Annotated in this window: 48 protein-coding genes; 41 read left to right on the top strand and 7 right to left on the bottom strand. The window is 42.3% G+C overall.

Annotated features, from left to right (window positions below; translation table 11 throughout):
* Window positions 1-61 precede the first annotated feature (61 nt).
* A complete protein-coding gene (locus ACL9RM_RS25185) occupies window positions 62-1,546 on the bottom strand; it encodes a recombinase family protein (protein ID WP_414126652.1) in 1,485 nt (494 codons plus the stop codon).
* Between the two features lie 154 nt (window positions 1,547-1,700).
* Here ACL9RM_RS25185 and ACL9RM_RS25180 point away from each other — a divergent pair, with 154 nt between their 5' ends.
* Window positions 1,701-1,784 (top strand): putative holin-like toxin, encoded by an 84-nt coding sequence (locus tag ACL9RM_RS25180; protein WP_223822117.1) that lies wholly within the window; start codon window positions 1,701-1,703, stop codon window positions 1,782-1,784.
* Window positions 1,785-2,091: 307 nt separating this feature from the next.
* Here ACL9RM_RS25180 and ACL9RM_RS25175 read toward each other — a convergent pair whose 3' ends face one another.
* Complete coding sequence (locus ACL9RM_RS25175; protein ID WP_414126651.1) at window positions 2,092-2,409, bottom strand: hypothetical protein; 318 nt, start codon at window positions 2,407-2,409, stop codon at window positions 2,092-2,094.
* A gap of 16 nt (window positions 2,410-2,425) precedes the next feature.
* The gene (locus ACL9RM_RS25170) at window positions 2,426-3,058 is read right to left on the bottom strand and encodes a hypothetical protein (RefSeq protein ID WP_422759419.1); all 633 of its coding nucleotides are present in this window, start codon (window positions 3,056-3,058) and stop codon (window positions 2,426-2,428) included.
* A 167-nt stretch (window positions 3,059-3,225) separates the two neighbouring features.
* Between ACL9RM_RS25170 and ACL9RM_RS25165 the strand changes: the two genes are divergently transcribed.
* Complete coding sequence (locus ACL9RM_RS25165; protein ID WP_414126649.1) at window positions 3,226-3,549, top strand: LytTR family transcriptional regulator DNA-binding domain-containing protein; 324 nt, start codon at window positions 3,226-3,228, stop codon at window positions 3,547-3,549.
* A 187-nt stretch (window positions 3,550-3,736) separates the two neighbouring features.
* On the opposite strand, the gene ACL9RM_RS25160 is transcribed toward ACL9RM_RS25165, so the two are convergent.
* Together ACL9RM_RS25160 and ACL9RM_RS25155 are read right to left on the bottom strand one after the other, a co-directional pair.
* Window positions 3,737-3,952 (bottom strand): helix-turn-helix domain-containing protein, encoded by a 216-nt coding sequence (locus ACL9RM_RS25160; protein ID WP_414126648.1) that lies wholly within the window; start codon window positions 3,950-3,952, stop codon window positions 3,737-3,739.
* 192 nt (window positions 3,953-4,144) lie between these two features.
* On the bottom strand, window positions 4,145-4,513 hold the full coding sequence (locus ACL9RM_RS25155) for a helix-turn-helix domain-containing protein (protein ID WP_414126647.1): 369 nt from the start codon (window positions 4,511-4,513) through the stop codon (window positions 4,145-4,147).
* A gap of 161 nt (window positions 4,514-4,674) precedes the next feature.
* Here ACL9RM_RS25155 and ACL9RM_RS25150 point away from each other — a divergent pair, with 161 nt between their 5' ends.
* The 20 genes from ACL9RM_RS25150 (at window position 4,675) to ACL9RM_RS25055 (ending at window position 12,685) form a co-directional block, all read left to right on the top strand.
* Entirely contained in the window at window positions 4,675-4,908 is a 234-nt protein-coding gene (locus tag ACL9RM_RS25150; protein WP_414126646.1) for a hypothetical protein, read from the top strand.
* A gap of 16 nt (window positions 4,909-4,924) precedes the next feature.
* Complete coding sequence (locus ACL9RM_RS25145; protein WP_414126645.1) at window positions 4,925-5,743, top strand: phage antirepressor KilAC domain-containing protein; 819 nt, start codon at window positions 4,925-4,927, stop codon at window positions 5,741-5,743.
* Between the two features lie 50 nt (window positions 5,744-5,793).
* Window positions 5,794-5,946, top strand: coding sequence for a hypothetical protein (locus tag ACL9RM_RS25140; protein WP_414126644.1), 153 nt, complete (start codon window positions 5,794-5,796; stop codon window positions 5,944-5,946).
* Window positions 5,939-6,166, top strand: coding sequence for a hypothetical protein (locus ACL9RM_RS25135; protein WP_414126643.1), 228 nt, complete (start codon window positions 5,939-5,941; stop codon window positions 6,164-6,166). The genes ACL9RM_RS25140 and ACL9RM_RS25135 overlap by 8 nt, the downstream gene beginning before the upstream one ends.
* Window positions 6,156-6,413 (top strand): hypothetical protein, encoded by a 258-nt coding sequence (locus tag ACL9RM_RS25130; RefSeq protein ID WP_235307749.1) that lies wholly within the window; start codon window positions 6,156-6,158, stop codon window positions 6,411-6,413. Before ACL9RM_RS25135 ends, ACL9RM_RS25130 begins: the two co-directional genes overlap by 11 nt.
* Window positions 6,414-6,487: 74 nt before the next feature.
* Window positions 6,488-6,784, top strand: a complete 297-nt coding sequence (locus ACL9RM_RS25125) for a hypothetical protein (RefSeq protein WP_414126642.1) — start codon at window positions 6,488-6,490, stop codon at window positions 6,782-6,784.
* A 107-nt stretch (window positions 6,785-6,891) separates the two neighbouring features.
* A complete protein-coding gene (locus ACL9RM_RS25120) occupies window positions 6,892-7,644 on the top strand; it encodes a Rad52/Rad22 family DNA repair protein (RefSeq protein ID WP_414126641.1) in 753 nt (250 codons plus the stop codon).
* 94 nt (window positions 7,645-7,738) lie between these two features.
* Entirely contained in the window at window positions 7,739-8,149 is a 411-nt protein-coding gene (locus tag ACL9RM_RS25115) for an HNH endonuclease (RefSeq protein WP_414126640.1), read from the top strand.
* A 27-nt stretch (window positions 8,150-8,176) separates the two neighbouring features.
* Window positions 8,177-8,509 (top strand): hypothetical protein, encoded by a 333-nt coding sequence (locus ACL9RM_RS25110; protein WP_414126639.1) that lies wholly within the window; start codon window positions 8,177-8,179, stop codon window positions 8,507-8,509.
* Between the two features lie 35 nt (window positions 8,510-8,544).
* A complete protein-coding gene (locus ACL9RM_RS25105) occupies window positions 8,545-9,405 on the top strand; it encodes a DNA cytosine methyltransferase (protein WP_414126638.1) in 861 nt (286 codons plus the stop codon).
* A complete protein-coding gene (locus ACL9RM_RS25100) occupies window positions 9,338-9,607 on the top strand; it encodes a hypothetical protein (RefSeq protein WP_422759421.1) in 270 nt (89 codons plus the stop codon). The genes ACL9RM_RS25105 and ACL9RM_RS25100 overlap by 68 nt, the downstream gene beginning before the upstream one ends.
* Before the next feature lie 44 nt (window positions 9,608-9,651).
* Window positions 9,652-10,329 carry a hypothetical protein gene (locus ACL9RM_RS25095; RefSeq protein WP_414126637.1) on the top strand — a complete coding sequence of 226 codons (678 nt, stop codon included), beginning with the start codon at window positions 9,652-9,654 and terminating at the stop codon, window positions 10,327-10,329.
* A 74-nt stretch (window positions 10,330-10,403) separates the two neighbouring features.
* Entirely contained in the window at window positions 10,404-10,637 is a 234-nt protein-coding gene (locus ACL9RM_RS25090; RefSeq protein ID WP_414126636.1) for a hypothetical protein, read from the top strand.
* Window positions 10,634-10,777, top strand: coding sequence for a hypothetical protein (locus ACL9RM_RS25085; protein ID WP_414126635.1), 144 nt, complete (start codon window positions 10,634-10,636; stop codon window positions 10,775-10,777). The genes ACL9RM_RS25090 and ACL9RM_RS25085 overlap by 4 nt, the downstream gene beginning before the upstream one ends.
* A gap of 98 nt (window positions 10,778-10,875) precedes the next feature.
* Window positions 10,876-11,262, top strand: coding sequence for a hypothetical protein (locus tag ACL9RM_RS25080; RefSeq protein ID WP_414126634.1), 387 nt, complete (start codon window positions 10,876-10,878; stop codon window positions 11,260-11,262).
* Window positions 11,263-11,556: a hypothetical protein gene (locus ACL9RM_RS25075; RefSeq protein ID WP_414126633.1), complete on the top strand. Its 294-nt coding sequence runs from the start codon at window positions 11,263-11,265 to the stop codon at window positions 11,554-11,556.
* Window positions 11,546-12,085: a hypothetical protein gene (locus tag ACL9RM_RS25070; RefSeq protein ID WP_414126632.1), complete on the top strand. Its 540-nt coding sequence runs from the start codon at window positions 11,546-11,548 to the stop codon at window positions 12,083-12,085. The genes ACL9RM_RS25075 and ACL9RM_RS25070 overlap by 11 nt, the downstream gene beginning before the upstream one ends.
* 10 nt (window positions 12,086-12,095) lie before the next feature.
* Complete coding sequence (locus ACL9RM_RS25065; protein WP_422759418.1) at window positions 12,096-12,308, top strand: hypothetical protein; 213 nt, start codon at window positions 12,096-12,098, stop codon at window positions 12,306-12,308.
* Window positions 12,301-12,555, top strand: a complete 255-nt coding sequence (locus tag ACL9RM_RS25060; RefSeq protein ID WP_274483842.1) for a DUF3310 domain-containing protein — start codon at window positions 12,301-12,303, stop codon at window positions 12,553-12,555. The genes ACL9RM_RS25065 and ACL9RM_RS25060 overlap by 8 nt, the downstream gene beginning before the upstream one ends.
* Window positions 12,518-12,685 (top strand): hypothetical protein, encoded by a 168-nt coding sequence (locus ACL9RM_RS25055; RefSeq protein ID WP_414126630.1) that lies wholly within the window; start codon window positions 12,518-12,520, stop codon window positions 12,683-12,685. The genes ACL9RM_RS25060 and ACL9RM_RS25055 overlap by 38 nt, the downstream gene beginning before the upstream one ends.
* Here the strand turns inward: ACL9RM_RS25055 and ACL9RM_RS25050 are convergent.
* Window positions 12,682-12,894 (bottom strand): helix-turn-helix domain-containing protein, encoded by a 213-nt coding sequence (locus ACL9RM_RS25050; protein ID WP_069010964.1) that lies wholly within the window; start codon window positions 12,892-12,894, stop codon window positions 12,682-12,684. The two genes, ACL9RM_RS25055 and ACL9RM_RS25050, sit on opposite strands and share 4 nt — an antisense overlap.
* A gap of 140 nt (window positions 12,895-13,034) precedes the next feature.
* On the opposite strand from ACL9RM_RS25050, the gene ACL9RM_RS25045 reads away from it, so the two are divergent.
* The 14 genes from ACL9RM_RS25045 (at window position 13,035) to ACL9RM_RS24980 (ending at window position 19,800) form a co-directional block, all read left to right on the top strand.
* On the top strand, window positions 13,035-13,205 hold the full coding sequence (locus ACL9RM_RS25045; protein ID WP_080658591.1) for a helix-turn-helix transcriptional regulator: 171 nt from the start codon (window positions 13,035-13,037) through the stop codon (window positions 13,203-13,205).
* A gap of 3 nt (window positions 13,206-13,208) precedes the next feature.
* Window positions 13,209-13,928, top strand: coding sequence for a DNA replication protein DnaD (locus ACL9RM_RS25040; protein ID WP_414126629.1), 720 nt, complete (start codon window positions 13,209-13,211; stop codon window positions 13,926-13,928).
* Window positions 13,929-13,937: 9 nt separating this feature from the next.
* A complete protein-coding gene (locus ACL9RM_RS25035) occupies window positions 13,938-14,303 on the top strand; it encodes a hypothetical protein (RefSeq protein ID WP_414126628.1) in 366 nt (121 codons plus the stop codon).
* A complete protein-coding gene (gene dnaB, locus ACL9RM_RS25030; protein WP_414126627.1) occupies window positions 14,300-15,589 on the top strand; it encodes a replicative DNA helicase in 1,290 nt (429 codons plus the stop codon). Before ACL9RM_RS25035 ends, dnaB begins: the two co-directional genes overlap by 4 nt.
* 18 nt (window positions 15,590-15,607) lie before the next feature.
* Window positions 15,608-15,781, top strand: coding sequence for a DUF3797 domain-containing protein (locus ACL9RM_RS25025; RefSeq protein ID WP_414126626.1), 174 nt, complete (start codon window positions 15,608-15,610; stop codon window positions 15,779-15,781).
* Window positions 15,782-16,051: 270 nt separating this feature from the next.
* On the top strand, window positions 16,052-16,333 hold the full coding sequence (locus ACL9RM_RS25020; RefSeq protein WP_414126625.1) for a hypothetical protein: 282 nt from the start codon (window positions 16,052-16,054) through the stop codon (window positions 16,331-16,333).
* A 36-nt stretch (window positions 16,334-16,369) separates the two neighbouring features.
* Window positions 16,370-16,606: a hypothetical protein gene (locus ACL9RM_RS25015; protein ID WP_322159968.1), complete on the top strand. Its 237-nt coding sequence runs from the start codon at window positions 16,370-16,372 to the stop codon at window positions 16,604-16,606.
* 3 nt (window positions 16,607-16,609) lie between these two features.
* On the top strand, window positions 16,610-17,017 hold the full coding sequence (locus tag ACL9RM_RS25010) for a YopX family protein (protein ID WP_414126624.1): 408 nt from the start codon (window positions 16,610-16,612) through the stop codon (window positions 17,015-17,017).
* Between the two features lie 103 nt (window positions 17,018-17,120).
* Entirely contained in the window at window positions 17,121-17,384 is a 264-nt protein-coding gene (locus tag ACL9RM_RS25005) for a hypothetical protein (protein ID WP_414126623.1), read from the top strand.
* The gene (locus ACL9RM_RS25000; RefSeq protein ID WP_414126622.1) at window positions 17,381-17,788 is read left to right on the top strand and encodes a RusA family crossover junction endodeoxyribonuclease; all 408 of its coding nucleotides are present in this window, start codon (window positions 17,381-17,383) and stop codon (window positions 17,786-17,788) included. Before ACL9RM_RS25005 ends, ACL9RM_RS25000 begins: the two co-directional genes overlap by 4 nt.
* Window positions 17,785-17,982: a hypothetical protein gene (locus ACL9RM_RS24995; RefSeq protein WP_076293211.1), complete on the top strand. Its 198-nt coding sequence runs from the start codon at window positions 17,785-17,787 to the stop codon at window positions 17,980-17,982. The genes ACL9RM_RS25000 and ACL9RM_RS24995 overlap by 4 nt, the downstream gene beginning before the upstream one ends.
* Before the next feature lie 190 nt (window positions 17,983-18,172).
* Window positions 18,173-19,072: a hypothetical protein gene (locus ACL9RM_RS24990; protein WP_414126621.1), complete on the top strand. Its 900-nt coding sequence runs from the start codon at window positions 18,173-18,175 to the stop codon at window positions 19,070-19,072.
* A 30-nt stretch (window positions 19,073-19,102) separates the two neighbouring features.
* Entirely contained in the window at window positions 19,103-19,363 is a 261-nt protein-coding gene (locus tag ACL9RM_RS24985; RefSeq protein ID WP_414126620.1) for a hypothetical protein, read from the top strand.
* The gene (locus ACL9RM_RS24980) at window positions 19,363-19,800 is read left to right on the top strand and encodes a hypothetical protein (protein WP_414126619.1); all 438 of its coding nucleotides are present in this window, start codon (window positions 19,363-19,365) and stop codon (window positions 19,798-19,800) included. The genes ACL9RM_RS24985 and ACL9RM_RS24980 overlap by 1 nt, the downstream gene beginning before the upstream one ends.
* A 463-nt stretch (window positions 19,801-20,263) precedes the next feature.
* Here ACL9RM_RS24980 and ACL9RM_RS24975 read toward each other — a convergent pair whose 3' ends face one another.
* Window positions 20,264-20,491, bottom strand: a complete 228-nt coding sequence (locus ACL9RM_RS24975; RefSeq protein ID WP_414126618.1) for a helix-turn-helix domain-containing protein — start codon at window positions 20,489-20,491, stop codon at window positions 20,264-20,266.
* A 447-nt stretch (window positions 20,492-20,938) separates the two neighbouring features.
* Here ACL9RM_RS24975 and ACL9RM_RS24970 point away from each other — a divergent pair, with 447 nt between their 5' ends.
* The 5 genes from ACL9RM_RS24970 (at window position 20,939) to ACL9RM_RS24950 (ending at window position 23,831) form a co-directional block, all read left to right on the top strand.
* Window positions 20,939-21,142: a hypothetical protein gene (locus ACL9RM_RS24970; RefSeq protein WP_414126617.1), complete on the top strand. Its 204-nt coding sequence runs from the start codon at window positions 20,939-20,941 to the stop codon at window positions 21,140-21,142.
* A 93-nt stretch (window positions 21,143-21,235) separates the two neighbouring features.
* Window positions 21,236-21,415 carry a hypothetical protein gene (locus ACL9RM_RS24965; RefSeq protein ID WP_414126616.1) on the top strand — a complete coding sequence of 60 codons (180 nt, stop codon included), beginning with the start codon at window positions 21,236-21,238 and terminating at the stop codon, window positions 21,413-21,415.
* Between the two features lie 180 nt (window positions 21,416-21,595).
* Window positions 21,596-22,060 carry a terminase small subunit gene (locus ACL9RM_RS24960; protein WP_081396540.1) on the top strand — a complete coding sequence of 155 codons (465 nt, stop codon included), beginning with the start codon at window positions 21,596-21,598 and terminating at the stop codon, window positions 22,058-22,060.
* Window positions 21,966-23,558, top strand: a complete 1,593-nt coding sequence (terL, locus tag ACL9RM_RS24955; RefSeq protein WP_414126615.1) for a phage terminase large subunit — start codon at window positions 21,966-21,968, stop codon at window positions 23,556-23,558. Before ACL9RM_RS24960 ends, terL begins: the two co-directional genes overlap by 95 nt.
* A gap of 9 nt (window positions 23,559-23,567) precedes the next feature.
* Window positions 23,568-23,831 carry a hypothetical protein gene (locus ACL9RM_RS24950; RefSeq protein ID WP_414126614.1) on the top strand — a complete coding sequence of 88 codons (264 nt, stop codon included), beginning with the start codon at window positions 23,568-23,570 and terminating at the stop codon, window positions 23,829-23,831.
* Window positions 23,832-23,833 lie beyond the last annotated feature (2 nt).

The raw sequence follows: 23,833 nt of genomic DNA, 5'->3' as shown, positions 1-23,833 counted from the left end.
TCTCTATACAATACAATGTGGTATTCATATGTAATAAGCGCTCATAAAAGAGCGCTATAAATTAATTATAAAGTACCTCACCAATATAAGCATCGAAAAATTTGTTCTTTACGCCTTTAACATTCGTTTCATCTGTATGCAACACTATTTTAGAACACAATGTGAAAATCATATCTTTCTTTTCTTCATCATTCATTTCAGGCCATAACTGATCAAGCTCTTTTAAATCATCGGATTTGGGAACAGCAGACATCATATTTTTATTTTCTGCCAAATGTTTTTTGATTTCTTCTTCGGCCGCATCTTCTTCAGTGATTCGTTTACGGATTTGATCTTTAGTTATAAGACCTTCGACGAACATGTATTGCCACTTCTCGCGTCTGTCAGCTATTTTTTTTAACTCTTTCTTTGCCAAAGCAATTTCATCTACTATTTTAATCTCATCATTCTGCATAGTAGCAGCAACTTGCTTTACGGTTTCCTGATCCGTGGTGACTTGCTTAATATACTCCATAAATAGATGCTCTACATGTATCTGTCTAAATGTAGGCATGTCACAGCTTTTATTGGCGTGTTTATTAGAGCAGATATAATAAGGCGTACGAACAAGGCTTCCATCGGTTCTTTTTCGCTTGTTTGTCATTCTGCCGAACATAGCTGCTCCACAGCGTCCACAACGCAGCACGCCAGAAAACCAGTAGGTCTGTACTCTCGAGAATCCTCCGCTAGTTCTACGTTTCATATATTCTTTTGTTTCTTCATATTCTAGGCGCGTAAAGATAACGGGATGTTCCCCATCACCGTACAGACATTTTACTCTGTCATCGCGGCCATGGTTAACGTAGTTTCCTCCTGGTAGTTTGGAACCCAAGCGTAGGATACCAGCATAAAAAGGGTTTTCTAAGGTGTAAGTTACCGTTGCGGCCGTCCACAGCTTTCCACGACGAAGCTTACCTTCACGGTTAAGCCTTACTGCTACTGACTGGTAGCCAAGACCACTCATATATAGTTTACGGGCATAGCGGATGATTTCTGCTTCTTCTTCTATAAGCTCACTTTCCTGTGTGTATCCATAGGGCAGGACACCTCCAGGACGTTTGCCTTCTAATATCATTTGCTCAATACCGAAGCGTACACGCTCAGAGATGGTGCCGCGTTCCCATTCTGCCATCGCAGCAACGATTGTGATAAAGAGACGTCCCATAGCAGTCGTAGTATCGAATATTTCTGTCGCTGATTTGAACTTTACGCTATGCTTATCAAAACGCTTTAGAAGGTCGTGCAGATCGCTTACAGAGCGCGTGAGACGGTCAAGCTTATAAACGAGTACCACGTCAAATTTATGTTCTTCCATGTCCGAAAGCATGCGCTCCATTTCAGGCCGCTTTAAATCTTTCGCTGACTGTCCTTCATCTATGTAAAAGTCGTGGATTTCCCAGTCTTGAGACGCTGCATAGCTTGTGAGCCTTGTACGTTGTCCTTCAATAGAGAAGCCATCTTCTACTTGCATGTCGGTACTTACCCGGATGTATACTGCTACTCTCATAGTGTGCCTCCTAACTGTCTTATCTTTGATTGTAAGGTTAATATGGCAAAATAAAAAGCCCTCTTAACAGAGGACTAATGTGGTATAATCTGGATTGTACGACATAACGGCTATCAAGGGCGGTCGGCTAATCTCCTGTAAAGGGGGTGAAGCCATGGAAGTTAAAGACACGCTGATGTTGATGATTCAATTTGCAACATTGGTGATTCTGATACTTTCTTTCCATAAACGGAAATAGACCGCCCTGGACAAGGTACCGGTCTATTTCCTGATCGCAAACCCGAGCCGACCGCTCTTATAGCGGACATGTTGTACAGGGGATCGGTTGCACCCGGTCCCTTTTTCTATTCTTATGGTAACACATATTTTTTATTCATTGCAATTCAATTTCCATTTTGAATACATAAAAATCAAAATCCCCAACCTTAAGGCTGGTGCATGCCTCTGTTGGGGATTTTTGCTTACTTACATTGATAAACGAAAGTGACCTGCTCAAAGGTTGCCACCAGTGCGGGTCACTTCTTATTTATTTTACCGAATATGAATCATTCAGACAAATCATTGTTTTCAGGCTTTACCCATCCCTCGTTAAATCTGAAATAAGTTGTTTCTCCTGTGATCCTGTTTATTTTGACCAAAGTTTCTTTTGAGTGTGTATATAAATATGGTGTTGGATAAACATAGTAAAATATAAATAGTAAAATCATCAGTATAAACGCGTATTTGAAAACATCCTTTATTGCTATTACTGCTAAACTCTTGTCTTTTTCTTTTGAAAAAATTAATGAAGCAGTACCAATGAGTCCTAAAATAATGAAGATGGATGTTAATCCAATTACGATGTAGATAATAGTAGTAATCAAAACGTCAACTCCTTAGTTACTGGTTGTTTTCTTCCAGCTTAGTTAATGTATTTTTATATGACTCCATATTTTGTCTGAAATCAACGAATACTAAGCTAGGTTGAACTCTTCTCCCGCGGATCGCTTCGTATCTACTGATTTTTCCGTCACCATCAGTGTCCTCAATTTCTGATTCTGGCTGTTCTGTATTTTCAATGATAAGGCTATAAGTATAATTTAGATTGTTATATGCAGACTTCAAGTCACTAAAAGCACTACCAACTACTTTATCATCTTGCCACTTCGGAGTTAGTTCTACTAATTTTTCATTCATCGGTTTAAGAATTTCCACCTTGGATAATGCTTCTTCATAGGTTACATTATCAACCATTGTGTTGATGCCATCTCCAAGCGACTTTAGTTTTTTATACATTTCTTCTGTATCTTTTGTAAAGTCATCAATAACTTTATGGTTCTCACTTTTTTCTTTCTTTTCTTTTGCCTTTTTCATTAACGCAATTGCATCTTTGTTAGTTGGTTCTTCAATAAGTGCATTATCAAGGTTTTCAATGGCTTCATTGTAGTCGTTATTTATCAGTGCGTCTTTACTCTTTCTCATATATGTGTCAAATGAACTGTCGAAACATCCTGAAAGTAATAGCGCTGCCATTATAACAGTTATTATTGGTTTCATTAATTTCATCTCGCTTCTTTATCTATTCTTCTATATTATCGTCATTTCCCACAATTTCCTTTGGTAGCATTTACCCATGACCCAGTAGTCAACTATGATTTATGATGTATTGTGAAAAATACCATACATCAGGAGTTGGCATCATGATTGGAGTTAAATTGCTTAATAGAGCAGGAGATGATACGGATTTTGTTGAGTTCGGCTTAGAGGAAGTCAACTATATCGACTTATGGCAGCCTACTAAATTTTCTGCTAAGGTACCTTGCCATCACACACAACACGGTTCGTACTTATCTCTTCATACACTTAAAGATATCTCACAAGCTTATTATTCTTTTGGTTTTAGGAGTTACGATCAGTCCACAGTGGTTAATGAGAATAAGATAGAAGATGTCGTGCCAGTTAAAAACGGTACAAGAATAATTTTCACAGATGGTAGTTATGTAGTAATTAGAAAGAATATTTGATTTGTCAAGCCCCTCTAACCCTATTCGTCGACTGATTCACGGCGAAATTCGACAGCATATGACAATTATTATCTGATATAGTGTTAATAAAGGTGAGCAGGGAATGGCTGCGGTTGCAGTTAATTTTTTTATAAAGCAAGTAACAGAAAATTGTTACTTTTCCCCGAGAGTAGCTGATGCTACTCTGCTACCGCAATTCCCACACAAAAAGATCGTCAATTTTGCAATTAAGGTGATAAGCTAATAAAGCTGCTCTTTTTATCGATATATTATCCATTCTGAGGTGTACAATATTCGATATACGTTGTTTGGGCAGTCCAGTCTTATCAGCTAACCATTGTTGGTTCTTATTGATCCTTTTGAGTAACTCGGGAATACGACAGCGGACGGGTACTAACTCCATCTCACTGCCACCTTGTTCTCTTTTTTTAACCAAAAACAGAACATACGTTCCTGAATACTATGATTATGTGGTATTATGTTAAAAACGGCTGAAATAGACACAAAGGAGCTGCTAACATGGATGAACAGTTGTTGATGTCGGCAAGTGTAATAATTTCTAGGACTTGTATTAAAGAAACAAACAAATCGCTAATTAATCATTTTTCTGAGTTGATTGCTTCATCTTTGCAAGATTGTTTATCAAATCACGAACTGCCGACTCTACAACAGGATCATCCCTCAGGCTAACTCCATAATGTGCCTCAGCTTCCTTAATGACTTTTGATATAACTTCCTCTGGGAGCGTGTACACGCTCTCTTTTTCGTCTCTACCATAAATCCAGTTAATAGATACTTCATAAAGATCAGCAAGTTTCTTTAATGTTTCGGAATCGGGATCTCTATAATTTCTTTCATATCCTGATATAGCTCCGTTAGTGACATCAAGTTTTTTAGCTACGTCTTGCTGAGTAAAACCTTTCTTTTCTCGGGCCTTCTTTAATCTAGATCCCAAACTATCCACAGATCTCAAAACCTCCTTCCTAATATACAAATATAACAATATTAAGCGATCCGCATAACAAAATAAGCGAAACGCTCTAAAAACTTCTTGACTAAGCGAAATGCTTAGTATATATTTAGATCACAAGGTAAGCGAAACGCTTAGTCAAGGAGGTGAAAAACGTGAATTATGTAGTCAAAAACATGGAAGCCATTCGTACTAACAAAAGAATGACAAAAACACATGTAGCAAAGCATTGCGGTAAAACAATAACTTGGTATAAAGATATCGCAAAGGGCCGACGTGGTGTTTACCTTGATGATGTACTGTTAATTGCAGAAGCTTTGGAAGAGGAACCGATGGTTCTTTTTAATCCAAAACTAAGCGAAACGCTTATTGTTAAAAAAACAGCTTAAAGGAGCGAATCGAATAATGAACGCATTCCCACAAATATTTAATCATCCCGATTTTAAGCCAGTAAGAATAATTGATATTGAAGGTAAACCATTTGCAGTTGGAATAGATGTAGCTAAAAACTTAGCATACGCAAAACCAAGCCAAGCGGTAATTGACCATTGCAAAGGTATCCGTAAGTTGGGGATACCCTCTGCTGGAGGAGAACAAGAAACAAATCTAATTCCAGAAGGAGATATTTACCGCTTAATAATGAAAGCTGCAGACCAAAGCAAAAATGAATTAATCAAGTCAAAGGCTCAGAAATTTGAAAGTTGGATTTTTGACGAAGTCATTCCTTCCATTAGAAAACATGGCGTGTACATGTCACCAGAAGCCATAGAAAAGACGCTTTCAAATCCTGATTTCATAATCACCCTTGCCACAGAGTTGAAAAAGGAACAGGAAAAGAGAGCATCGCTTGAACAACAGATTTTGGATGACAGCGATAAAGTATTCTTCGCTAAAGCCCTACAGACCTCTAAAGACGCCATATTAGTTGGTCAGTTAGCAACACAACTTAAACAGAACGGCGTGAATATCGGTGAGAAACGATTGTTCTCCTGGCTCAGAGAAGAAGGCTACCTTTGCAAGTCTGGAGAGAGATACAACCTACCGACTCAACGTTCTATGGAACTTAAGTTATTCGAAGTTAAAACGACTATGTACGGCAATGGTGAGGACATCAAGGTTAGAAAGACACCTAAAGTCACTGGACGCGGTCAGGAATACTTCATTAATAAGTTCCAACGCTTTCACGCCGTTGCTTTAACTGACACTTTGAAATCAACATCTTGACGCATATGTAAGAACAACCACAACCCATTGTACATCTAGGAGGCGTCGGAATGAAAGGTAATTCTACCCATGGTGAATTAAAGCAAAACACGCCAGAACTGAGTGAACGCACACGACTAGAGTTCACCCGCAAAATTATATTGCTTAACCAAAAGTACGGACATCGAGTTACGAACCTGGAGGGAGAGAAGAAAAGTGGCTAAACATCCAAGAGAGATAGAAAATCGCGTAGTTACCCCGTTCCCGTTTAAACGTCCAGATACTGAACCTACTGTGAATGTAGGCAAATGCGGATGTGGAGCTGATCCAGATTATGAAGTATACGGTCAACCTCACTGCAAGTCATGCATGTTAGAAGCAATCGACAATAAGAAGTTTGTGATGGTGAAACGTTGGAATGGAGGTTTTGATGATGCCAGCTAAAGGATTAAGAAGCAGTGTGGACGTTATGACGGAATACCATGTGTTAACTGAATGCGGCCGCAATCTTGCTGAATACGATTTTGATATCGAAAGCCTGCGGCGACGGCTGAAAGAGCGTAATTACAAGCCAGAATTAATAGAAACAATAGAGGAATACGAAGCGAATTTGGCTGCATATGCCAAGCGCGCTGTTGAATTGGACAAGATGTTTCATCCAGAAGATCGGGAGGGCAAACGGACAGCATGAGTTTCGCAACGTAGACGATATTTTAAAGCATTACGGTTGGGGAGGTGAGGTCAAACTTGTGGAGGTGAAGAAGGATGACGGATCGCAGGGTGTTTCTGGAGCTGGCAAAGATCGCAAAGGAAAGAGGGATGCTGACACCCACATTGTTGAGGGTGTATCTAAAGAACATGGTAATAGCCTATAAAAGAGAAAAAGCCGCCGAGGCAACGGCAGCTACGCTTATAAAAACAATTACGGAAATTATAGCATTAGAATGGAGGGTTAGCAATGGTAACTATATACCGTTATGTACCGAAACACAAAAATGGACATTTCATAAACATATACGCGGAGCCCGTAGCAGACTTTATGAAAGCCGCGAAGTTTCATGATGAAGATGAACTGGCATTCTTCCTCACTGGCAGATATGGTCCAGATGATCCGCAGAACTTCCGAGCATTTCCTATACAAATAACCTATGAACCGGGGGTGGGACCAGATGGACCCGAAGGAGATAATGAAGTCTTTACAAGCTCCATTTCTACCAGACGAGATCGAATGGCGCGTCGGTTCAACGAATGGTGATAAATCCAAAGGTATTGCCTTAGCTTATGTAACTAATCGTGCCATACAAAATAGGCTTGATGATGTATTTGGGGTATTTGGTTGGAAAAATGAATACCGCGAATGGAAAGGCAGCAGTCAATTATGCGGAATCAGCGTGAAGATTGACGGTGAATGGATAACTAAATGGGATGGAGCCGATGACAGCAATATGGAGGCTGTCAAAGGCGGCTTATCTGACGCCATGAAACGGGCTGCATACCAATGGGGGATTGGCAGATACCTTTATAAGTTGGAAAACGTCTGGGTTAAGATCAATCCTGCTGGTAAATCGTACAAGCTTGCAGAGGAACCGCAATTACCTGACTGGGCACTACCAGAAGGATTTTCTTACAGAACTAAATCCGTTAACAAGAATACAAAGCCACCAGAGGAACCACAGGAAACTAAACCTGAATCTAATACTTCATCACCTAACAACGAAAATAAAACACCTACAAGCATGCTTATTAGTGAAGCTCAAGTTAAATACAGTCACCGTATTAAAGATGAAAAAAAGATATCAGAGGAAGATTTCAGGCTGATGATCAGACAAGTGAGCTCAGGCAAAGAGAGCATCAAAGAGCTAACCAAAAAAGAAGCCAGTACCTTGATTAATCAACTCAACGACTATCCTGCAGGAGCGTGAAGATATGAACAAATATGATCGCGATAAAGACCCATTTTACGACAACGGTGGCCCCTTACCCGATCCCATTGACGGACCATTTTAGGAGGTAGCTATGGCACTCGCGAAACGCAAGAAACCTATACCTGAACATCGTAAAAATATCCTAGCTCACCATAATCGTAAAGAAAGACCTAAGAAGAAACGTTATATCGATCCAGAAGCCATTAGCAAGGACAAGGTACGCTCTGCTGTGTCTGAGCGTGACACATCCGTAGGCGCACACAATTGCTGTCTGTTGTGCGGTAAGCCGGGACCAGGATTACACCTTCACCGCATCATATACGGCGGCATGGGCGGCGGTGGAGGTCAGTATGTGGTGGATAACTGTGTGCTGGTCTGTCATAACTGTCATGATCTAATCCACAGCAATAAGCGAGTATGGCAGCCCATATTACTAGACCATATCAAATGTATGAAATATGCAATTGATATGACTCCAATATATCAAGCAAGGAATATATAGCCCCCAAGGGCAGAGAGGACATAACACATGGATAAAGTGAAATTGACGAAGGCACAGGCGTGGCATTTGGAGAACTTGAGAGAACATCATAGTAAACGCGATATTGTGGCGATCGCTATAAACGATCCGGGAAGTACAGCACACGTAAAAGGAGGTATCAATTCAATAGATCACGATACCTTGATTCGTGCTCTCTACGTTGGATATGAAGTGGAACAAACGGTGGAAGAAAAACTGCTGGAAGCATATAGGGCGGCACTACCATACCAAGCTGCACCTGATGTGCAATCAGCTTACCGCGAAGGCGTGAAAAAAGCGTGTGAAATAGCGGAAATTGCAGTTAAGTGGGCCAGAAATTAGCCCCATAGGGGATAAGAAGGAGGGGCAACAGCAGAGTGATTACAGCGAAGAGTTACTTTAGCGGAGCTGGAGGTTTGGACCTTGGAATGATAGAGGCCGGGATAAATGTCATAGAGTCCTATGAGATAGACAGAATTGCTTGTGAGACTTTGAAACAGAACTTTGATCACCAAGTGAATGAGGCAGACATAACCAAAATCACTGTTCTGGACCAGCATGACGCAGATGTGTATATCGGTACTTTTCCTTGCACTAAATACAGTACCATCGCAGACATCCATGGCACACGGACGGGAGACGACTTATTCCTTCACTTTTTCCGGCATGTGGCGCTGGCACAGCCAGAGGTTTATGTGGTGGAAAATGTTCCAGGGATGAAGAAGTTCCAAGTGGTAATGGAATGCTTGACCAGACTGCCAAACTATTATGTCAGGGTTGAATGCCCGGTGAATGCAAACATGTGGCTACCGCAGGAGCGGAAACGGTTGATTGTAATAGGCACTAAGAAACCTCTTAACCAATTGCCCTATCCAGACGAGAACCCAATATCCATGAAAGACATCATAGATGTCGGAGCTGAGGTATACACGCCTGAGTATGTGCAGAAGCGTTTAAACGGCGGATACAGGGATTTGCCCATTATCACCGACTTGGAAGGCAGAGCGCCTACATGTGTTGCCCATTACGCCAAGGATAGATCAACGCGACTGGTGAATGATGGCGTATCAATACGACCCTATACTGTTCGCGAGTATGCGAGATTACAAGGCTTCCCCGATTGGTTCCAGTTCGCAGGGACAGACAATGACGCTTACCGTCAGATAGGTAATGCTGTTGCTGTACCAATGGGCAGATGGGTTGGCCAGGCAATTAAAAAGTATTTTCAAACAGCTTAATTTAGGAGGCTTAGCCCTCCATAAGGGGGAGAGACACATTAACCTTGAAGAGCATTTAAAAGCTGAAATTAAAAAATACCGACTTTGGGCGTTTCTTGAATCACACGGGAGTCGGGAAGGTCGATATAGTTCTGGCTATCTTCAAGCCTTGGAAGATGTGCTTTCCAAACTTAAAGAATGTGAGCAATTAACACTATTTTAAGGGGGATACACCCCCTACTACCTATACTAAAGGAGAGATAAGAAATGGATATGAACTTAATCATTAATAACCAATTGGCAGCATTAAACGAAGAAGGCTACGTAGAAAAAATCATTAGGAAGCAACTAGAAGAAACTATTAAGGATGTTGTCGAAGATTCCTTGCGTAGTTGGAGTGACTTCGGAAAAGGGTTGAAAGAAACGGTAAAAGGGCAACTGCAAATCAATCTTGATAAGTTGGACATCCCTTCGTACAACCAAGTTATTCTGAACGTTATTAAAGGTGAGATAGAGCGTTCGATTCATGAAGAAGGCGCAGCGAGAATACAAGAGCAGTTACAAGAGTTGCTAGGAACAGGGAAGAATGAATATAGATTGTCAGAATTAGTAAAAGAAATGGTTGAGGATGAACTTAAACTTGAAGAACTGTCTTATGAAGAGGTTGAGCAAATCACGGTTATTGTAGAGGAAAAATACGGAACCAAGTACGTATATATGGACCCGAAAGAAGATGTTGAGTGGTACCAATGCAAATACATGATATCGCTTGAAAAAGATATGACCGTATCAAGAGCCGAGGTTTCAGATAAGAAATTCGATAACCGTGTGATTATGGGTGGTATGTACGGTTTGGATGCGACTCTGTTCAAAATGTGGTCTCAAAAAGCAACACTGATCATTGATGATTACGAAACAGAATTCAGCAACCCCGAGTACGAATAGGACAATTCGAAGCGATTTAGAGGGATGAGGCATAACAGCCTCTTACCCTATACCCCTAAGGAGATGATAGAGCAATGAACGCAGCGAGTGAATGGATCAAGTATGATCCAACAGATAGATCAATCAAAAGTCACGTAGACCACTTGGTTATAACAAGTTCAGGGGATTGCAGTATTGCACAACATGCTAAGTCACTGGTTAGTGAAGGGTATGTTTGGTACGGCATTGGTGGTTACAGGATTAATAATGTAACCCACTATGCGGCAATAAAGCCACCTATTAAAGAGTTGGAGGAAGAGCAGTCATGAGCCCCAGCGCAGTCAAGGAAGGTCAGACATACCACAACGGTAAAGGTGAAAAAAGAACGGTAATCTTGATTGGCAATCGTGTTGGTAAAGACGGTGAGTTGATTACAAGAAAGAACACGTTCGCGGCTGGTACCTTATGACCCTAGTAGGCTTTGCAAGGTGGGCAAAAGGTGAAGTATCAGCATTAGGGGAGTAACCACCAATACAATACGCTCTGAGCGTTGGAAGGATGATAGATATGTTGGATATGACAGACCAGCAGCTTAATAGGGCGCTGGCTGAGTTTATGGGGTACAGCGTAACGATCTACACTAACAACTTTGGATGGCTCATTGCTCCCAATGGGGATACGGCACAGGAGTCGTTGGTGACGATTGATGAGGCGTGGGATCATGCCCCTAACTACTGCAACGATCCTGCCGCCTCTCTGGAGGTACAGGCAGCAGCATGCGAGGTTCATCCAAACACATATATCCGTAACTTGGAAAAAATTAAATGGGGGCAATCGACCGGATGGAAGGTGAGCAACCGCGTGGTAGCGCAATTGTGCAATGCTAGCCCACGAGAACGCGCAGAGGCTGCTTATATGACATTATCCAGTCACCCACTAAGGGAGGATATATAGATGCCAGTGTTCACTTATGGACATTTTGAAACGAACATAGATCCCAAAAGCGAATTGAGCGGATATCTGAATGAAGTCAATGAACAACGTGAAAATAAGTTAATAGTAGAGTGTGAAACAGTAAAGAGAGGTTTGTGGAAGAAACCAGAAACTATCTACAACCTATACGCTGATATGGGTTACGGAGAATACCAGGAGATTGAGTGCGCCAGTGGGAATGAACGAGTGACTATGGCTTACTTACTAGGCATGTTATCCGGAATGCGTATGGGGAGGAACAACAATGACAGATAAACCACGTAACTGGCAAGAGGATATGAAACTGTGTCAGAAGGCTACGGGCGAGTTAGATATGATTCGTGGAGAAAAACAGGTGTTTACACAATGTGGATTTGAAGATCAGCGAGTAGCTGATTTTGAAAAAGAAGAAGATGCAATTTTTATGATAGAGGCACGTGAAGCCCTTCCTTATTGGATAAAACAATCTCAGAAGGAGAAGGAACGGGCAGACCAAGCTAGAGAACGGCATGCGGCTGCTTCACGAGATAGAGACGCTGTATATAAGAAATTGGAAGATGCTGAATCCCTTATACAACAAAAGGATGCAGAGATAGCCGAATTAAAACGCCTGGCTGAATTTTGGGAATCGCAATATAGCGATGCTACTACGCATGGAGATGAAACGGAAGAACGCCTAAATGCAGAGATATCTAGACTCAAGAAGTCTATAGAAGGTCTGCGGCTGATCACCAAAATAGAAAGGTCAACGCGCGTGCAACCTGAACATACGTCTTTCCTGCGAGATAAAGGAGACAAGCTATGACCATAGCTGATTGGATGATGGCTCACCCTTGGATGGCATTTTGGATGTGGATATTCCTTTGCATCGCATCTACCTATTGGGGGAAACGCTGATGACCTACGCTTATACCTCTATATTAGCTGCTGTACTGTTGTTTATAGGTGTAGTGCAAGTAGATAGGTATATGATCATCACGTCGATTGAACCGAACACATTGAGTATAGGGAGAGTTGCCCATGAGTGACGCTATACGCCCGTCTCACTACTCTTTCGGTGGCATTGAACCAATTGACTTCATGCATGCGAAAATGTCTCCTGTGGCTTACAGAGGCTTTCTAGCAGGCAACGTAATTAAATATATTTCTCGCTATGAGCATAAGAATGGATTGGAAGATTTAAAGAAGGCGAGATATTACCTTGATCGTCTCATAAAAGACTCGGAGGAAAGTAAAGATGGCAGTAAACAACGATTACACACTACTGAAGATTGACCTCGCCTATGCTGTAGAGAAGCGAGACGAGGCCGACAGATACGGTAATTATGCGGATGTCATGCACTACGAATGGCAGATAGACCGCATCAAGCAAAAGATGGACCGTATGGAGAAGAGAGGGGCTTAGTCCTCGTCTGGTACGTACTCCAGTAGATCGGCAACTGTGCAATTAAAGTAGGCACAAAGTTTATTGAGAGTCACATAATCAATTCCCTTATTCTTTTCATCATAAATGTTGGTAAGGGTACGGCGGTCTAAATCAGTCTCCCTTGCCAATTCTGATATGTTTCTAATTTTCTTTTCAGACATTAGAATATTCAACTTATTTTGAATCATCATAACACCAACTTTTTAGATAATAACTAATTCTTATCATAGTCATATTGAGTGATAAGTAAACTATTACGCCTAAAATGTACATTATGATGTACAAATTGTACGTATTATAGTAAAATAGAGACAAAGAGGTGATAACAATGTTAGTAGACGTAAAAGAACTGCAAAAAAGGTATATGATCAGCCGACCTACCGTCTACGAACTGGTCAAAGAGGGTATGCCTCACATTCGTATTTCGGAACGGATACTACGCTTTGATCCAGACGAGGTCAGACGTTGGTTTGAAGAACGTCAGAGCAAGGCGGTGTAAGCTGTGGCTGAGAAAAGGATGATAAGTAAGAGTATCAGCATATCAGAGAAAGTAAATATGCTGCCTGACGTATTCGATATGCTTTTATTCACTTGGATTATTCCTCACACTGATGATTTTGGTCGGTTGACTGGATCTCCAGCGAAGGTAAAAGCGCTCGTTGTTCCTATGTTGGACAAGTCCATGAAAGATGTTGAGAGGTCTATAAAGTCCTTGCACGACGCTGGTTTGATTATCTGGTACCAAATCAATACGGATAAGTACATTCAAGTGATTAATTTTGATAACCATCAGCAAGGATTGCACAAGAGAACAAAGTCTAAATTCCCGGAACCTCCAATAGAAAACACATCAATTCCGGAAGATTCCCGGAACTTCCCGGAATTTCCTCCTGAACTGAACAGAACTGAACAGAAGGGAACAGAAGGGAAGGGAACAGAAGGATATGTGTCTGATGCTCAACAGATTTTAAATTGGATTAATAAATATGAGTTGTCTTGCAAGGGTACGTTTCAACTGGATGAAATAACATCCTATCTCAAGGTGGTAGAAATTGAAGTTATCGAAGCGGCTATTAAACAGTCAGAGAAAAAGAGTGTTTCATATGCCATGAGTATTTTAGACAGGTTTAAACGAGAAGGTAAAACGACTAAGGAATCTTTAAACACACTGAAGGTGGTTCCTAGCGGACAGGGCCGTTTGGACTTTGTAGATAATCTATAGGAGGTAGCCATGGACAGAGAAGAGGCTAAAAAAATATTTAAGAAGCTGGCCGCCAGTTATCCAAGCTGGAAGGTAGATAAAGACATTGCTGAAAGTTGGATCGAAGAGCTAGAAACGGCAGATGCAGAAAACTGTTGGGCTAATGTATCGGAACATATTCGAACAAGCAAGTTTGCTCCATCTTTAGCTGAGATTATTCGACCTAACGAAAGAATTGAGGCAAAACGAGAAATCGAGAGGACTCGAGAAATGATCCGTAGGCAGGATGAAGAACGCAAAGACATACCGAAAGATCCGCCATGGGTCAGGGAAGGTATAAGCAGACAAGCTTGGATGCAGAGGTTATTGGCAGAGAAACGGGCTGAGGCTCAATGAGCTACTTCAGCTTAGAGGCAGAACAATCTGTACTTGGATCCATTCTGTTAGCTCCAGATTTAATATACGAGTCTCTACTAATGCCAGATGCATTTTATCACGAGGGTCATAGGGTCATATTTGAAAACATGCTCTCATTACGAGAAGAAAATAAAAAGATAGATGTTGTATCTATAACTTCCCGTATGGGACAGGCTTTGCAGGATGTCGGCGGTATGAGCTATTTGGTTGACCTGAGCAAGTCGGTTCCATCCGTTTCGGACTTCGCTTCACATGAACGTATTGTGAAGGAAAAATATTTAATGCGAACCGGATTGATTGCTGTCAAAGAAGTATATAGTGGCGGTCATGAAGACCCTGTAGAGTTTGCGGCAGAGCTAATGAGCATTGCCGAGAAAATCGGTGACCAGTCACGGGATAAAGAAGGCTTCTCGCATATTAAAGATGGACTCATGAATCACTTCGAGCTTTTGAATGACAAGAAGTACAACGGACAAGCATTAGGAGTCAGTACAGTTGGCACGGAGTTAGACAGGATAACAGGCAAATGGCAGAAGCAGACGCTCAATATAGTGGCTGCAAGACCTTCTATGGGTAAAACAGCCTTCCTCCTAAACAACGCCGTTAGAAACGGTAAGGAGGGCCTTACAGTCGCTATATTCAGCCTAGAGCAGCCTGAGATGCAATTGTATGACCGGATGATAGCTGCAGAGTGCTATATAGATGGTGAGCGCATCCGAACCGGACAGCTGCGAGACGACGAATGGGAGACATATACTCTTGGCTTATCAGTGCTGACAGAAATGAATGTGTTTATAGATGATCGTCCAGGACTGAGTGTCCAAGAAATACGTGCAGCTGTCAGAAAGCTGAAGAAGAGGCATCCTGATTTGATTGTATATATCGACTACCTGCAACTCATAAAAGGTGGCAAGAAGTTCAGCAGCCGCAATGAAGAGGTGGGTTACATCAGTTCCAGTCTTAAGCAGATGTCGCGTGAAAATGATTGTCCGGTTATATCGCTTGCTCAGCTCAGCCGTGGTGTGGAGCAACGCCAGGACAAGCGCCCAATGATGTCGGACTTGCGCGAGTCTGGAAACATCGAACAAGATGCAGACACCATATCCTTTTTGTACCGGGACGACTATTACAACCGAGATACCGAGAAAAAGAACATTATCGAAATCATTGTAGCCAAGAATCGTGAGGGATCGGTAGGGACTGCGGAAATGATGAACCTAAAGCAATACGGTAAATTCAAGGATTTTGACTATAGACTCCAATAAGAAGGGAAGAAGATACGGATGAATATTTTAAAATCGCTGGAGTTAACAAGGGAATACGCCATCTGTCCAAAGTGCGGAAATGAAAATGTGGGAAACGGAGAAGGTGTTCTGAGAATCGAAGAGGACACATTTTTCCGGGCTTGTAAATGCGGTTGGTCGGTATCTGTTGAAGGAGAGGGGATAGAGGAATGATCCAGTGGACTAAATACGACCCGAAAGATAGATCAATCGAAAGCCATGTTAACTACTTGGTGACAGACGGACACACGCCGCAGATAGCACAACGCGCAAACCTTGGGTCTGGTTTATATGGATGGATTGATCGTACTAACCACCGAGTGTTCAATGTAACGCACTACTCAAGAATTAATACGCCGTAGGCCCCCGAAGCGACCGAACAGCCTAGCGAAGCGGCAGCCGAATAAAATCACAGCCCCTAAAGGGCAAGGAGAGGAATAAGACATGACTGCAAACATCTCGAAACATATGAACGTTACCACACTTGAGATCAAAACAGGATTGAAAGGTTTCGTGTACATCCATAATTACGGCAGGCACTCAATACAGGGATCAGGTTGGGGATTTTTAGCTGGTGGTAATCCTTACGCACTTAATCTTGTCATGGTAATCAACAACAACGATGACGTGCATAAGTGTATCGGAAAAATTAACGAAATTGACTGGATCGAATTGTATGACAAAGCGGAATGCACAGACTTTTTGCGCCGGATGATTAGAGATTAGGGATTACTAGCATATCAAAGGAGAGGAATAAGGGATATGACACTAAAAGATTTAATAATTGAAGCTCTGAATGAAGGTGCTGTTAGAGCACAGTCTGTAAATAAAGGACTTATGGAAGTAAGCAAGGCCAGCAGAAAGAAATCAGGATTTTTGAAGATAGCTGTAACTGATGAAGATGCGGCAAGGCTGATGAGAGGCGGTAAATCGGACGTTGGGATACTACTTTACATTGATCGAGATAAATTCGATTCTTTGGCTAACAAGGAGGTCTAAACCATGGATAAGAAGATACAAGTGAGTAGAACCATCAAATTTAGAGCGTGGGACGTATTCGCAAAGGAAATGGACTATGAGGTGACTATTGATCCAGACGGCAAGGTGGCGGCATTCAACCCGCTTGACGGGCAATATGTACGTGGCTTCTCGGACGACGAAAAAGTGATCATGCAATATACCGGACTAAAAGACCGTAACGGTAAAGAGATATACGAGGGAGATATATTGGCGTGGCAGGATCACAAGCATTTATGGTCTACGGCTGATGATAGTTTCACTGCAAAAGCAACAGTGAAATTTGATCTTGTGGAATTAAAGTATACGGTTGGTCATTTATCCTTGTCGGCAAAACGTGAGTTTGAAGTGATCGGCAACATCTATGAAACCCCACTGGAGGATACCCCATGAATCCAATAGACCCCTACGAGCTAATGGACAAAGACTGGGACGAATTCATACGTAAAGGATTAGCAGAGTTAGAGTGGGAGAAAGCACAGGAGGATGAGGCAGCATGATGAAAAAGCATTATCGTACAGGTGGATCTATACGGGAGCAGGCACGGCCAGTTAAAAGCCAGAAGCTACCACAGACCGCCGACAAGCTCATAGCAAGCCTGTATGAACCACTTTCATCAGAGATAAGCAAATATATTAGCCAGCAAGCAAAGGCAGGCGTACGGCGCTCAGAGATCGCTAAAAATGTTGGTATATCAAAAGCGAGAGTGGTACATGAATTAGACAGGCTAAACAGAGAAAACCAGGGAGGCGTAGCATGATAACGTTTGAGGTAAACATTACGCCAATGGGTGCAGTTCGTATGACGCAACGGAGCAAGTGGAAAAACCCGTCAGCACAAAATTACCTCACCTACAAAACTAAGATTGGTTACTTGGCGAGAAAGAAGTTTGATAAGCCATTATCAGGACCTGTAGGAACAGAGATCGCATTCTATTATCCGGTACCGCAAAGCTGGAGTAAGAAGAAAAGAGATGAGGCGCTGAAAGGAAAAATATTCCCTATAGTCAAGCCTGATATTGATAATTGTGTCAAAGGAATTTTTGACGCTCTAAATAAAATAGCTTGGCAAGATGATAACCGAGTTGTCGCTCTTATCACACGTAAGTATTATTCCGAACGACCACGAATCGTAATAAAAGTATGGGAGGTAGAAGCAGCATGATAGCATGTTGGATCAACCACAAAGACGGATATACCCTTATGGACGATTCAGGGAGTCGTATAGGCGTAATAAAGGTGATGGATAACCGAATACTAGGGAGAAAGTTAAAAGGTCTCTACGAGCCTGCTACGTGGTTTAAAATGGATGGTCATAGATTCATAGGCAAACCACCGGATAAACAAATAGGAGCCTAACATGGATTTAATAGCAGCGTTATTGATATATGCAATTGTGATGGTAGCCATTCGTAAATATTTGAGATAGTCAAGTGACAATCACATACGAAATGTTGTGTAATAGTGCGAAAAATGTACTATAACGGCACTACATGTGGTATAATCATAGTATAGAGATGAAAATAATCGGATTGAGGTGTGTAGTAGCATGACAGACCAAATAACAGACCAAATTATTGAAACGCAAGAAGAACAACAGCCTACTAAATATCTGCTGGATATTATCGATACTAAAGGTGTAAATGTAGAAAGTTTCTTTGCTTCGGAACAAGCATTTAACCTTATTCGTATGGCTGTTGAGGCTAAAGTTGGGACTATGACTAATGGTTATAAAGAGCGGATTGATGAGCTTCAAAAGGAATATGAAGAGCAAATTGCAAAGCTTATTACTGAGAATAACGAAATGTCGGACAAACTGGCTCAAGCTAAAACGGAATTGAGCAATGCCAAGCTGGAGATTGAGGACATTTCATCTAAACGTGATGCGGCTGCTGCTGAATTGACTGGTGCTAAGGCTGAGATTGAACGGTTAAACGATCACGTGCAGGATCTGCGTACTGAAATTGCTATTGGAGCTAAAGCGGCGACACGGGTTGTTGATACCAATCTGGAAACAAATCTCGCTGAAGAGATGGAGAAATTTAAACAGGCTCGACCAGCGATCTATGATGTACATCAAACGGATAACAAGGGCTCGCAGTTTACTGCTAAGCTGGCTGAAACGGATGAACCAATCACATTTACATGGCTGGAAAAAGGTAAATACCGGGAGGTGACCGCTGAAGAAGCGGATCAGTTTCGAAGAGCAGCCGAAGAATCAAAACGTGCTAATGAGGATCTGGCACAACCTGGCGGTGTGGAAAAGGCAGACGTTGTAGAACTGCCTACGCAGTTTCAAACCGAAGAAGACACAGCCGACGGAGTGGCTAAAGGGAACGTTAGTGAGTCGGTGGCAGGACAGACAGTTACGCGGGAAGAGTTTGAAGAACTCAAAAGACGCGTAGTTATTGTGGAAAAAATGGTGAAAAGACCAGAAGAGGTAGCCTAACGGCTGCCTTTTCCTAAAAGAAGGGTAAACATGCTTAAACGTGATAAAAGCGTGATGCAGCATTATCGGCTTAATCATCCTGGGATAGAGCACCCATATAGCATAGCCATTGATTTGAAGGACGAAGAGGCAACAGGGACGTTGCTGGTCTACTTCGACTTTGAACGGCATGGATGGAGTATAAACCGATGGACCAAGCCATCATTTCATTTGATAGAGGAATATAGGGTATATGAAGGGTACAGAGAGGTTGCTTTTGTGCCATTAGTAGAACTGAAGGAGGGAATGTGATGGACAAGGAAAAAGTTATTAAAATGCTTACAGACTACAGGTCTTATGAATTCGCTGTGAGGAATATGGATTTAGGTATCGGTTCATCAGGACCATTGATGCCAATAAACATGAAAAATCACAGGCTAATGAGGGCAGGTGATTGGGATTATAGACGGTACTCATTGATTGTTAAAATGATTAAAGGCGCAGTTGATGAAGTATTATCTGATAACGAACGAATAGTAATAACACGTAAATATTTGGACCAAAACAAAAAGTCTATCAAGGAAATAGCGCATGAAGTGCATCGTGATCGTGGGACAGTGGCTGCATGGCACACATCAGCATTAAAACAACTGATAAATGCGTTAAAACCACTGGACGATGAAATTGAACATATCGAGAACTTTGACCACATGTTTGATAGGGACGGACTGTTTCGATATCCCGCATAAATCCAGCATAAAACCCGCAAATTATTCCCCCAAAACCCGCACGGGAACGGGTATAATAGTAGTATAGGAAATATGCGATGGGCAACGGTAGCTATTTGCGCAGTCGCTGTCCACGCTGTTTCTTTTGATAGCCACATGCATAAGGGGCTCATCGGATTAGCCATCGGAAAAGATGCATGAAAGGGTGCATGCGAATAATCGATATACATGTATCTGAGGCTTAAATAAACTGATGTGGTGGCGGAATAGGTAGACGCGCCTAGGGGTAAGAGTGGCTGACTGCAAAACACATGCCATCAGGTGTCGCCCCCTTTGCAGGGATAGATGGTGGTCAAGCTCAGGGCTTAGACGGACGTGCAAGGTGCAAATCCTTGTCCACATCAAAAATGATATCTGTACAGAGAGGGTAACGGGTAACCGTTGCTCTTTTTGTTTAAAAAAGAAAGCCCACCTTTCGGTGGACTCATTTCTTACGGTTGTATATGCTGGCTTCTTCCTTACGCTCCAGAACATCAGAGCGCAGGAATAGCCGTTCGCGGTTAGTCTCTTTAACAGGGACCAGCTTACCGCGCTTCACAAAACTGTGAAGGTTCTGCCGACTACAATTGAGCAGTTCCATAGCTTCATTGGTGCTGACTATCTCAGACTGTATCCAAGCAAGTAATTCATCTTTATCCTTAAAGCTGTACATTCGTTTTCACCACTTTACGATGATTATGGTTATGGCGGCTAAGTTGATAATCATGGATGCTACACACATTATCATTGTAGCCTTGTTCATGTTGGATGCATTCATACATTCAGCCCCTTTGTGTTATAATGAGTCAAGAAGAACGAACCTCGTATATTTCACCAACCCATTGGGAAAGCCGCTTGCGCGGCTCCCCTTTCGGGTCGTCTGATTAGCGAACCAGAGCGGTGATGAGGGTGATGATAGAAGTTGTCAGGCTAATGATTGCAGTCACTAGCACGACTTTAGCAGTTCTATCAGCGCGTCGTTCTTCTTTTCTCGTTTTACGCATATTGTTCACCTCCTTACATGTTTAATTATACCAAACATATTTACGTACGTCAATATATATTTAACGGGATAAGTCACTTTTTTGAGTGGCTTTTTTGTGTTGGAAAGGAGAATAAAATGGACAATGAAGAGCCAAAGAAGGCGCAACATCCGTTTCTATTGAGCAACGACAATAGGAATTTATTTACTCTGAGTGTGTTTCATAAAATTAACATGGATAAGGTGCAAACAATTGAGGATATTAAACTAATTTTGGAACACCTTGATATTACAGTTCAAGAAGGTACAACGGCATACGAGAAATTAAAACATCTGCTGTAGAGGTTTTGTGTTTTGCCGAAGGCCATCGAGTCGACCGAATAGCTTAATGAAATGGAGGCCGTATAGAGGGTTTTCCTATAAGGAGGGATACAGTTGGCATATAACGCAGAAGAAATGAATAAAGACAAAGTCATTGAAATGTGCGAAGGTCAAATAAACAGCATCGGAACACGTTTGAGTAAACACATATCTGAGGAAGCTAAAGCAACACTGATGCAAGCAAGATCAACAGCTTTGTTAGCATTGGCAATAGCCGTTCAGGAAAGAAAGTAGGCAACATGATTCTATTACTATGTATAGGTATCTGTTACATCGCAGTAAGCTTTATGTTTGAGCTAAAGGAGTTCCCATGGTACATGAGGATAGCCATTAGGATAGGCTGGTTACCGGGATGTATAGCGTTGATGATGGCGTTACAGTGTTACAGTTGGTTTGGAGAGAGGAGGTAGACACATGGCAGAGCTGAGACCGCAAATTATGCTATTTGTGAACGAGTATTTGAAGAACGGTAACAATGCGACTCATGCTGCAATAGCTGCTGGGTATAGTGAGAAAACAGCATCAAGTCAGGGAAGCAGATTGTTAAAGTCTGTTGAAGTTCAACAATATCTTAACAAAACTGAACAGAACCTTAACAAGGACTTGCGAATGATGTTTGCTGATGATGCTGTTAAGGCGCGAGAAGTTATGTTAGAGATCATGAATGATAAGACTGCTCAGCATAAAGATAGATTGGTTGCGGCAAGGGATTTGCTTGATAGAGCTGGGTACAAACCAGTAGATAAAATGGTTGCAGATGTGCAGGGCGAGGTGAATCACAATCATGAGTACACTGTCGAACAAACCATCACAACAGACCCAGACAGTGCAGAGCTTCTTAAACAGCTATGGAAACGGCAAGCCAGTACCACTCAGTAGGCAATGGGAGATACTAGCCAAGCATGATTTTGGCTTCTTCATTGACTACGACAGTGAGGGCAGAGATGCAGAGGGTAAGCATTTAGATGTGCTTGATAAGGCACTTATGGATGTGTCTGCCGGCAAGATCAAACGATTGATTGTAACGATGCCACCGCGTCATGGTAAATCAGAGAGGGTGTCCAAGAAGTTCCCTGCATGGCACATTGGCAGAAACCCGAACGATGAAATCATCTTGGCATCCTACGCGCTGTCACTGAGCCGGGACAACAACCGGATTGCACGAGACACCTTTGTTGATAGGGAATCTGTATTTGGCGTTAAGATATCATCTGCCCGGCAATCTGCTGAATCGTGGGGCATAGACGGATATCGTGGTGGTGTGAATGCTGCTGGTGTAGGTGGTCCTATCACTGGTAAAGGCGCGCGCATAGCTATTATTGATGACCCGTTAAAAAACGCTGAGGAAGCCAACAGTGAGGTTATACGAGAGGGATTATGGAGTTGGTACACATCAACACTCTACACACGTTTAACACCTGACGGGCGCATTATAGTCGTTATGACACGATGGCATGAAGACGACCTAGTTGGGCGATTACTCAAGAAAGAAGCTGACGAGATACGTGAAGGAACACATAAGGGCGAGCGTTGGACGGTAATCAACTTCCCGGCATTAGCTGAGGATAATGATTACTTAGGCCGAGAACCTGGAGAGGCGCTTTGGCCTGAATTTGGCTTTGATGTTCCGCGTCTCGATCAGATCAAATCGGACGTTGGCTCATATGTATTCAATGCCTTATATCAGCAAAGGCCAAGCGCAGCAGGCGGTACAATCTTCAAACGGAAGCACTTCCGTTACTTTAAAGAGGAAACAGAGCACGTCATAACCAAATATTTTATCGTTGGTGAGAAACGATACGAAAAGTCGCGATGCAAAGTATTCCAGACGGTTGACACTGCAAACAGTGAAAAGACCATCAATGATTACTTTGTCGTCACGACTTTTTATGTTACTCCAGACAACGACATATTGATTTATGACGTGTACCGGACGCATATCACAGGTCCTGACCAAAAGCCGCTGATGAAGGAGCAGAACTACCGCTATAAGCCAGCATTTCAGGCGATTGAAGATAAGACCTTTGGCACCAACTTGATACAGGAGATGACCCGCGAGGGCATGAGTGTGATGCCGATCAAAGTGGATAAGGACAAGGTTACTCGTAGCTTACCAATTGCAGCACGTTATGAGGTAGGCAAGGTTTATCACCGCGAGGATGCGCCATGGTTAACTGACTTTGAGGATGAGCTATTGAGTTTCCCACGTGGTAAACATGACGATCAGGTGGACACGATATCCATTGCTGGGGAACTGGTGCATACGATGGTGTACAACGATACACCTTGGGCTGCTATACCAGAGGGTAAAGGTGCAGGAAACTTTGATGCTGATGACGATGATAGAGACGGATCAAGCGTAGAAACATTCTGGTGAGGTGAGACGATGACAGACATACAGTTTATAGCTGGTGTATTTACAGTTGGAACAATAGGCGCGGGCATATCCGCAGTGCTTATATACCGAATTACGATGATTCAGCAACAGACTATACAGGACTTGACCAATAAGCTGATGGCTAAGGACTACGGGGAATATAAGGCGTATCAGCAGCCTGTAGTAGTTGATGACAAGCCAAAGCGCAAACCACTAAGCTACCATGATGATCCTGACATAGATGAAGATGATGAAGACACAAGTCGCCACTAGCG

The organism is Paenibacillus sp. S29 (assembly GCF_049319765.1).
GTDB classification, from domain to species: domain Bacteria; phylum Bacillota; class Bacilli; order Paenibacillales; family Paenibacillaceae; genus Paenibacillus; species Paenibacillus polymyxa_B.
Note: the sequence above shows the minus strand (reverse complement) of the source record. Positions and strands in the feature narration are given on the sequence as shown.

Excerpts from the sequence above, each read along its gene's own strand:
- ACL9RM_RS25185 (WP_414126652.1), bottom strand. The coding sequence starts at position 1,546 with ATGAGAGTAGCAGTATACATCCGGGTAAGTACCGACATGCAAGTAGAA.
- ACL9RM_RS25180 (WP_223822117.1), top strand. The coding sequence starts at position 1,701 with ATGGAAGTTAAAGACACGCTGATGTTGATGATTCAATTTGCAACATTG.
- ACL9RM_RS25170 (WP_422759419.1), bottom strand. The coding sequence starts at position 3,058 with ATGGCAGCGCTATTACTTTCAGGATGTTTCGACAGTTCATTTGACACA.
- ACL9RM_RS25165 (WP_414126649.1), top strand. The coding sequence starts at position 3,226 with ATGATTGGAGTTAAATTGCTTAATAGAGCAGGAGATGATACGGATTTT.
- ACL9RM_RS25160 (WP_414126648.1), bottom strand. The coding sequence starts at position 3,952 with ATGGAGTTAGTACCCGTCCGCTGTCGTATTCCCGAGTTACTCAAAAGG.
- ACL9RM_RS25145 (WP_414126645.1), top strand. The coding sequence starts at position 4,925 with ATGAACGCATTCCCACAAATATTTAATCATCCCGATTTTAAGCCAGTA.
- ACL9RM_RS25140 (WP_414126644.1), top strand. The coding sequence starts at position 5,794 with ATGAAAGGTAATTCTACCCATGGTGAATTAAAGCAAAACACGCCAGAA.
- ACL9RM_RS25130 (WP_235307749.1), top strand. The coding sequence starts at position 6,156 with ATGCCAGCTAAAGGATTAAGAAGCAGTGTGGACGTTATGACGGAATAC.
- ACL9RM_RS25125 (WP_414126642.1), top strand. The coding sequence starts at position 6,488 with ATGACGGATCGCAGGGTGTTTCTGGAGCTGGCAAAGATCGCAAAGGAA.
- ACL9RM_RS25120 (WP_414126641.1), top strand. The coding sequence starts at position 6,892 with ATGGACCCGAAGGAGATAATGAAGTCTTTACAAGCTCCATTTCTACCA.
- ACL9RM_RS25115 (WP_414126640.1), top strand. The coding sequence starts at position 7,739 with ATGGCACTCGCGAAACGCAAGAAACCTATACCTGAACATCGTAAAAAT.
- ACL9RM_RS25110 (WP_414126639.1), top strand. The coding sequence starts at position 8,177 with ATGGATAAAGTGAAATTGACGAAGGCACAGGCGTGGCATTTGGAGAAC.
- ACL9RM_RS25100 (WP_422759421.1), top strand. The coding sequence starts at position 9,338 with ATGCTGTTGCTGTACCAATGGGCAGATGGGTTGGCCAGGCAATTAAAA.
- ACL9RM_RS25095 (WP_414126637.1), top strand. The coding sequence starts at position 9,652 with ATGGATATGAACTTAATCATTAATAACCAATTGGCAGCATTAAACGAA.
- ACL9RM_RS25090 (WP_414126636.1), top strand. The coding sequence starts at position 10,404 with ATGAACGCAGCGAGTGAATGGATCAAGTATGATCCAACAGATAGATCA.
- ACL9RM_RS25085 (WP_414126635.1), top strand. The coding sequence starts at position 10,634 with ATGAGCCCCAGCGCAGTCAAGGAAGGTCAGACATACCACAACGGTAAA.
- ACL9RM_RS25080 (WP_414126634.1), top strand. The coding sequence starts at position 10,876 with ATGTTGGATATGACAGACCAGCAGCTTAATAGGGCGCTGGCTGAGTTT.
- ACL9RM_RS25075 (WP_414126633.1), top strand. The coding sequence starts at position 11,263 with ATGCCAGTGTTCACTTATGGACATTTTGAAACGAACATAGATCCCAAA.
- ACL9RM_RS25070 (WP_414126632.1), top strand. The coding sequence starts at position 11,546 with ATGACAGATAAACCACGTAACTGGCAAGAGGATATGAAACTGTGTCAG.
- ACL9RM_RS25060 (WP_274483842.1), top strand. The coding sequence starts at position 12,301 with ATGAGTGACGCTATACGCCCGTCTCACTACTCTTTCGGTGGCATTGAA.
- ACL9RM_RS25055 (WP_414126630.1), top strand. The coding sequence starts at position 12,518 with ATGGCAGTAAACAACGATTACACACTACTGAAGATTGACCTCGCCTAT.
- ACL9RM_RS25050 (WP_069010964.1), bottom strand. The coding sequence starts at position 12,894 with ATGATTCAAAATAAGTTGAATATTCTAATGTCTGAAAAGAAAATTAGA.
- ACL9RM_RS25045 (WP_080658591.1), top strand. The coding sequence starts at position 13,035 with ATGTTAGTAGACGTAAAAGAACTGCAAAAAAGGTATATGATCAGCCGA.
- ACL9RM_RS25035 (WP_414126628.1), top strand. The coding sequence starts at position 13,938 with ATGGACAGAGAAGAGGCTAAAAAAATATTTAAGAAGCTGGCCGCCAGT.
- dnaB (WP_414126627.1), top strand. The coding sequence starts at position 14,300 with ATGAGCTACTTCAGCTTAGAGGCAGAACAATCTGTACTTGGATCCATT.
- ACL9RM_RS25025 (WP_414126626.1), top strand. The coding sequence starts at position 15,608 with ATGAATATTTTAAAATCGCTGGAGTTAACAAGGGAATACGCCATCTGT.
- ACL9RM_RS25020 (WP_414126625.1), top strand. The coding sequence starts at position 16,052 with ATGACTGCAAACATCTCGAAACATATGAACGTTACCACACTTGAGATC.
- ACL9RM_RS25015 (WP_322159968.1), top strand. The coding sequence starts at position 16,370 with ATGACACTAAAAGATTTAATAATTGAAGCTCTGAATGAAGGTGCTGTT.
- ACL9RM_RS25010 (WP_414126624.1), top strand. The coding sequence starts at position 16,610 with ATGGATAAGAAGATACAAGTGAGTAGAACCATCAAATTTAGAGCGTGG.
- ACL9RM_RS25005 (WP_414126623.1), top strand. The coding sequence starts at position 17,121 with ATGATGAAAAAGCATTATCGTACAGGTGGATCTATACGGGAGCAGGCA.
- ACL9RM_RS25000 (WP_414126622.1), top strand. The coding sequence starts at position 17,381 with ATGATAACGTTTGAGGTAAACATTACGCCAATGGGTGCAGTTCGTATG.
- ACL9RM_RS24995 (WP_076293211.1), top strand. The coding sequence starts at position 17,785 with ATGATAGCATGTTGGATCAACCACAAAGACGGATATACCCTTATGGAC.
- ACL9RM_RS24990 (WP_414126621.1), top strand. The coding sequence starts at position 18,173 with ATGACAGACCAAATAACAGACCAAATTATTGAAACGCAAGAAGAACAA.
- ACL9RM_RS24985 (WP_414126620.1), top strand. The coding sequence starts at position 19,103 with ATGCTTAAACGTGATAAAAGCGTGATGCAGCATTATCGGCTTAATCAT.
- ACL9RM_RS24980 (WP_414126619.1), top strand. The coding sequence starts at position 19,363 with ATGGACAAGGAAAAAGTTATTAAAATGCTTACAGACTACAGGTCTTAT.
- ACL9RM_RS24975 (WP_414126618.1), bottom strand. The coding sequence starts at position 20,491 with ATGTACAGCTTTAAGGATAAAGATGAATTACTTGCTTGGATACAGTCT.
- ACL9RM_RS24970 (WP_414126617.1), top strand. The coding sequence starts at position 20,939 with ATGGACAATGAAGAGCCAAAGAAGGCGCAACATCCGTTTCTATTGAGC.
- ACL9RM_RS24960 (WP_081396540.1), top strand. The coding sequence starts at position 21,596 with ATGGCAGAGCTGAGACCGCAAATTATGCTATTTGTGAACGAGTATTTG.
- terL (WP_414126615.1), top strand. The coding sequence starts at position 21,966 with ATGAGTACACTGTCGAACAAACCATCACAACAGACCCAGACAGTGCAG.
- ACL9RM_RS24950 (WP_414126614.1), top strand. The coding sequence starts at position 23,568 with ATGACAGACATACAGTTTATAGCTGGTGTATTTACAGTTGGAACAATA.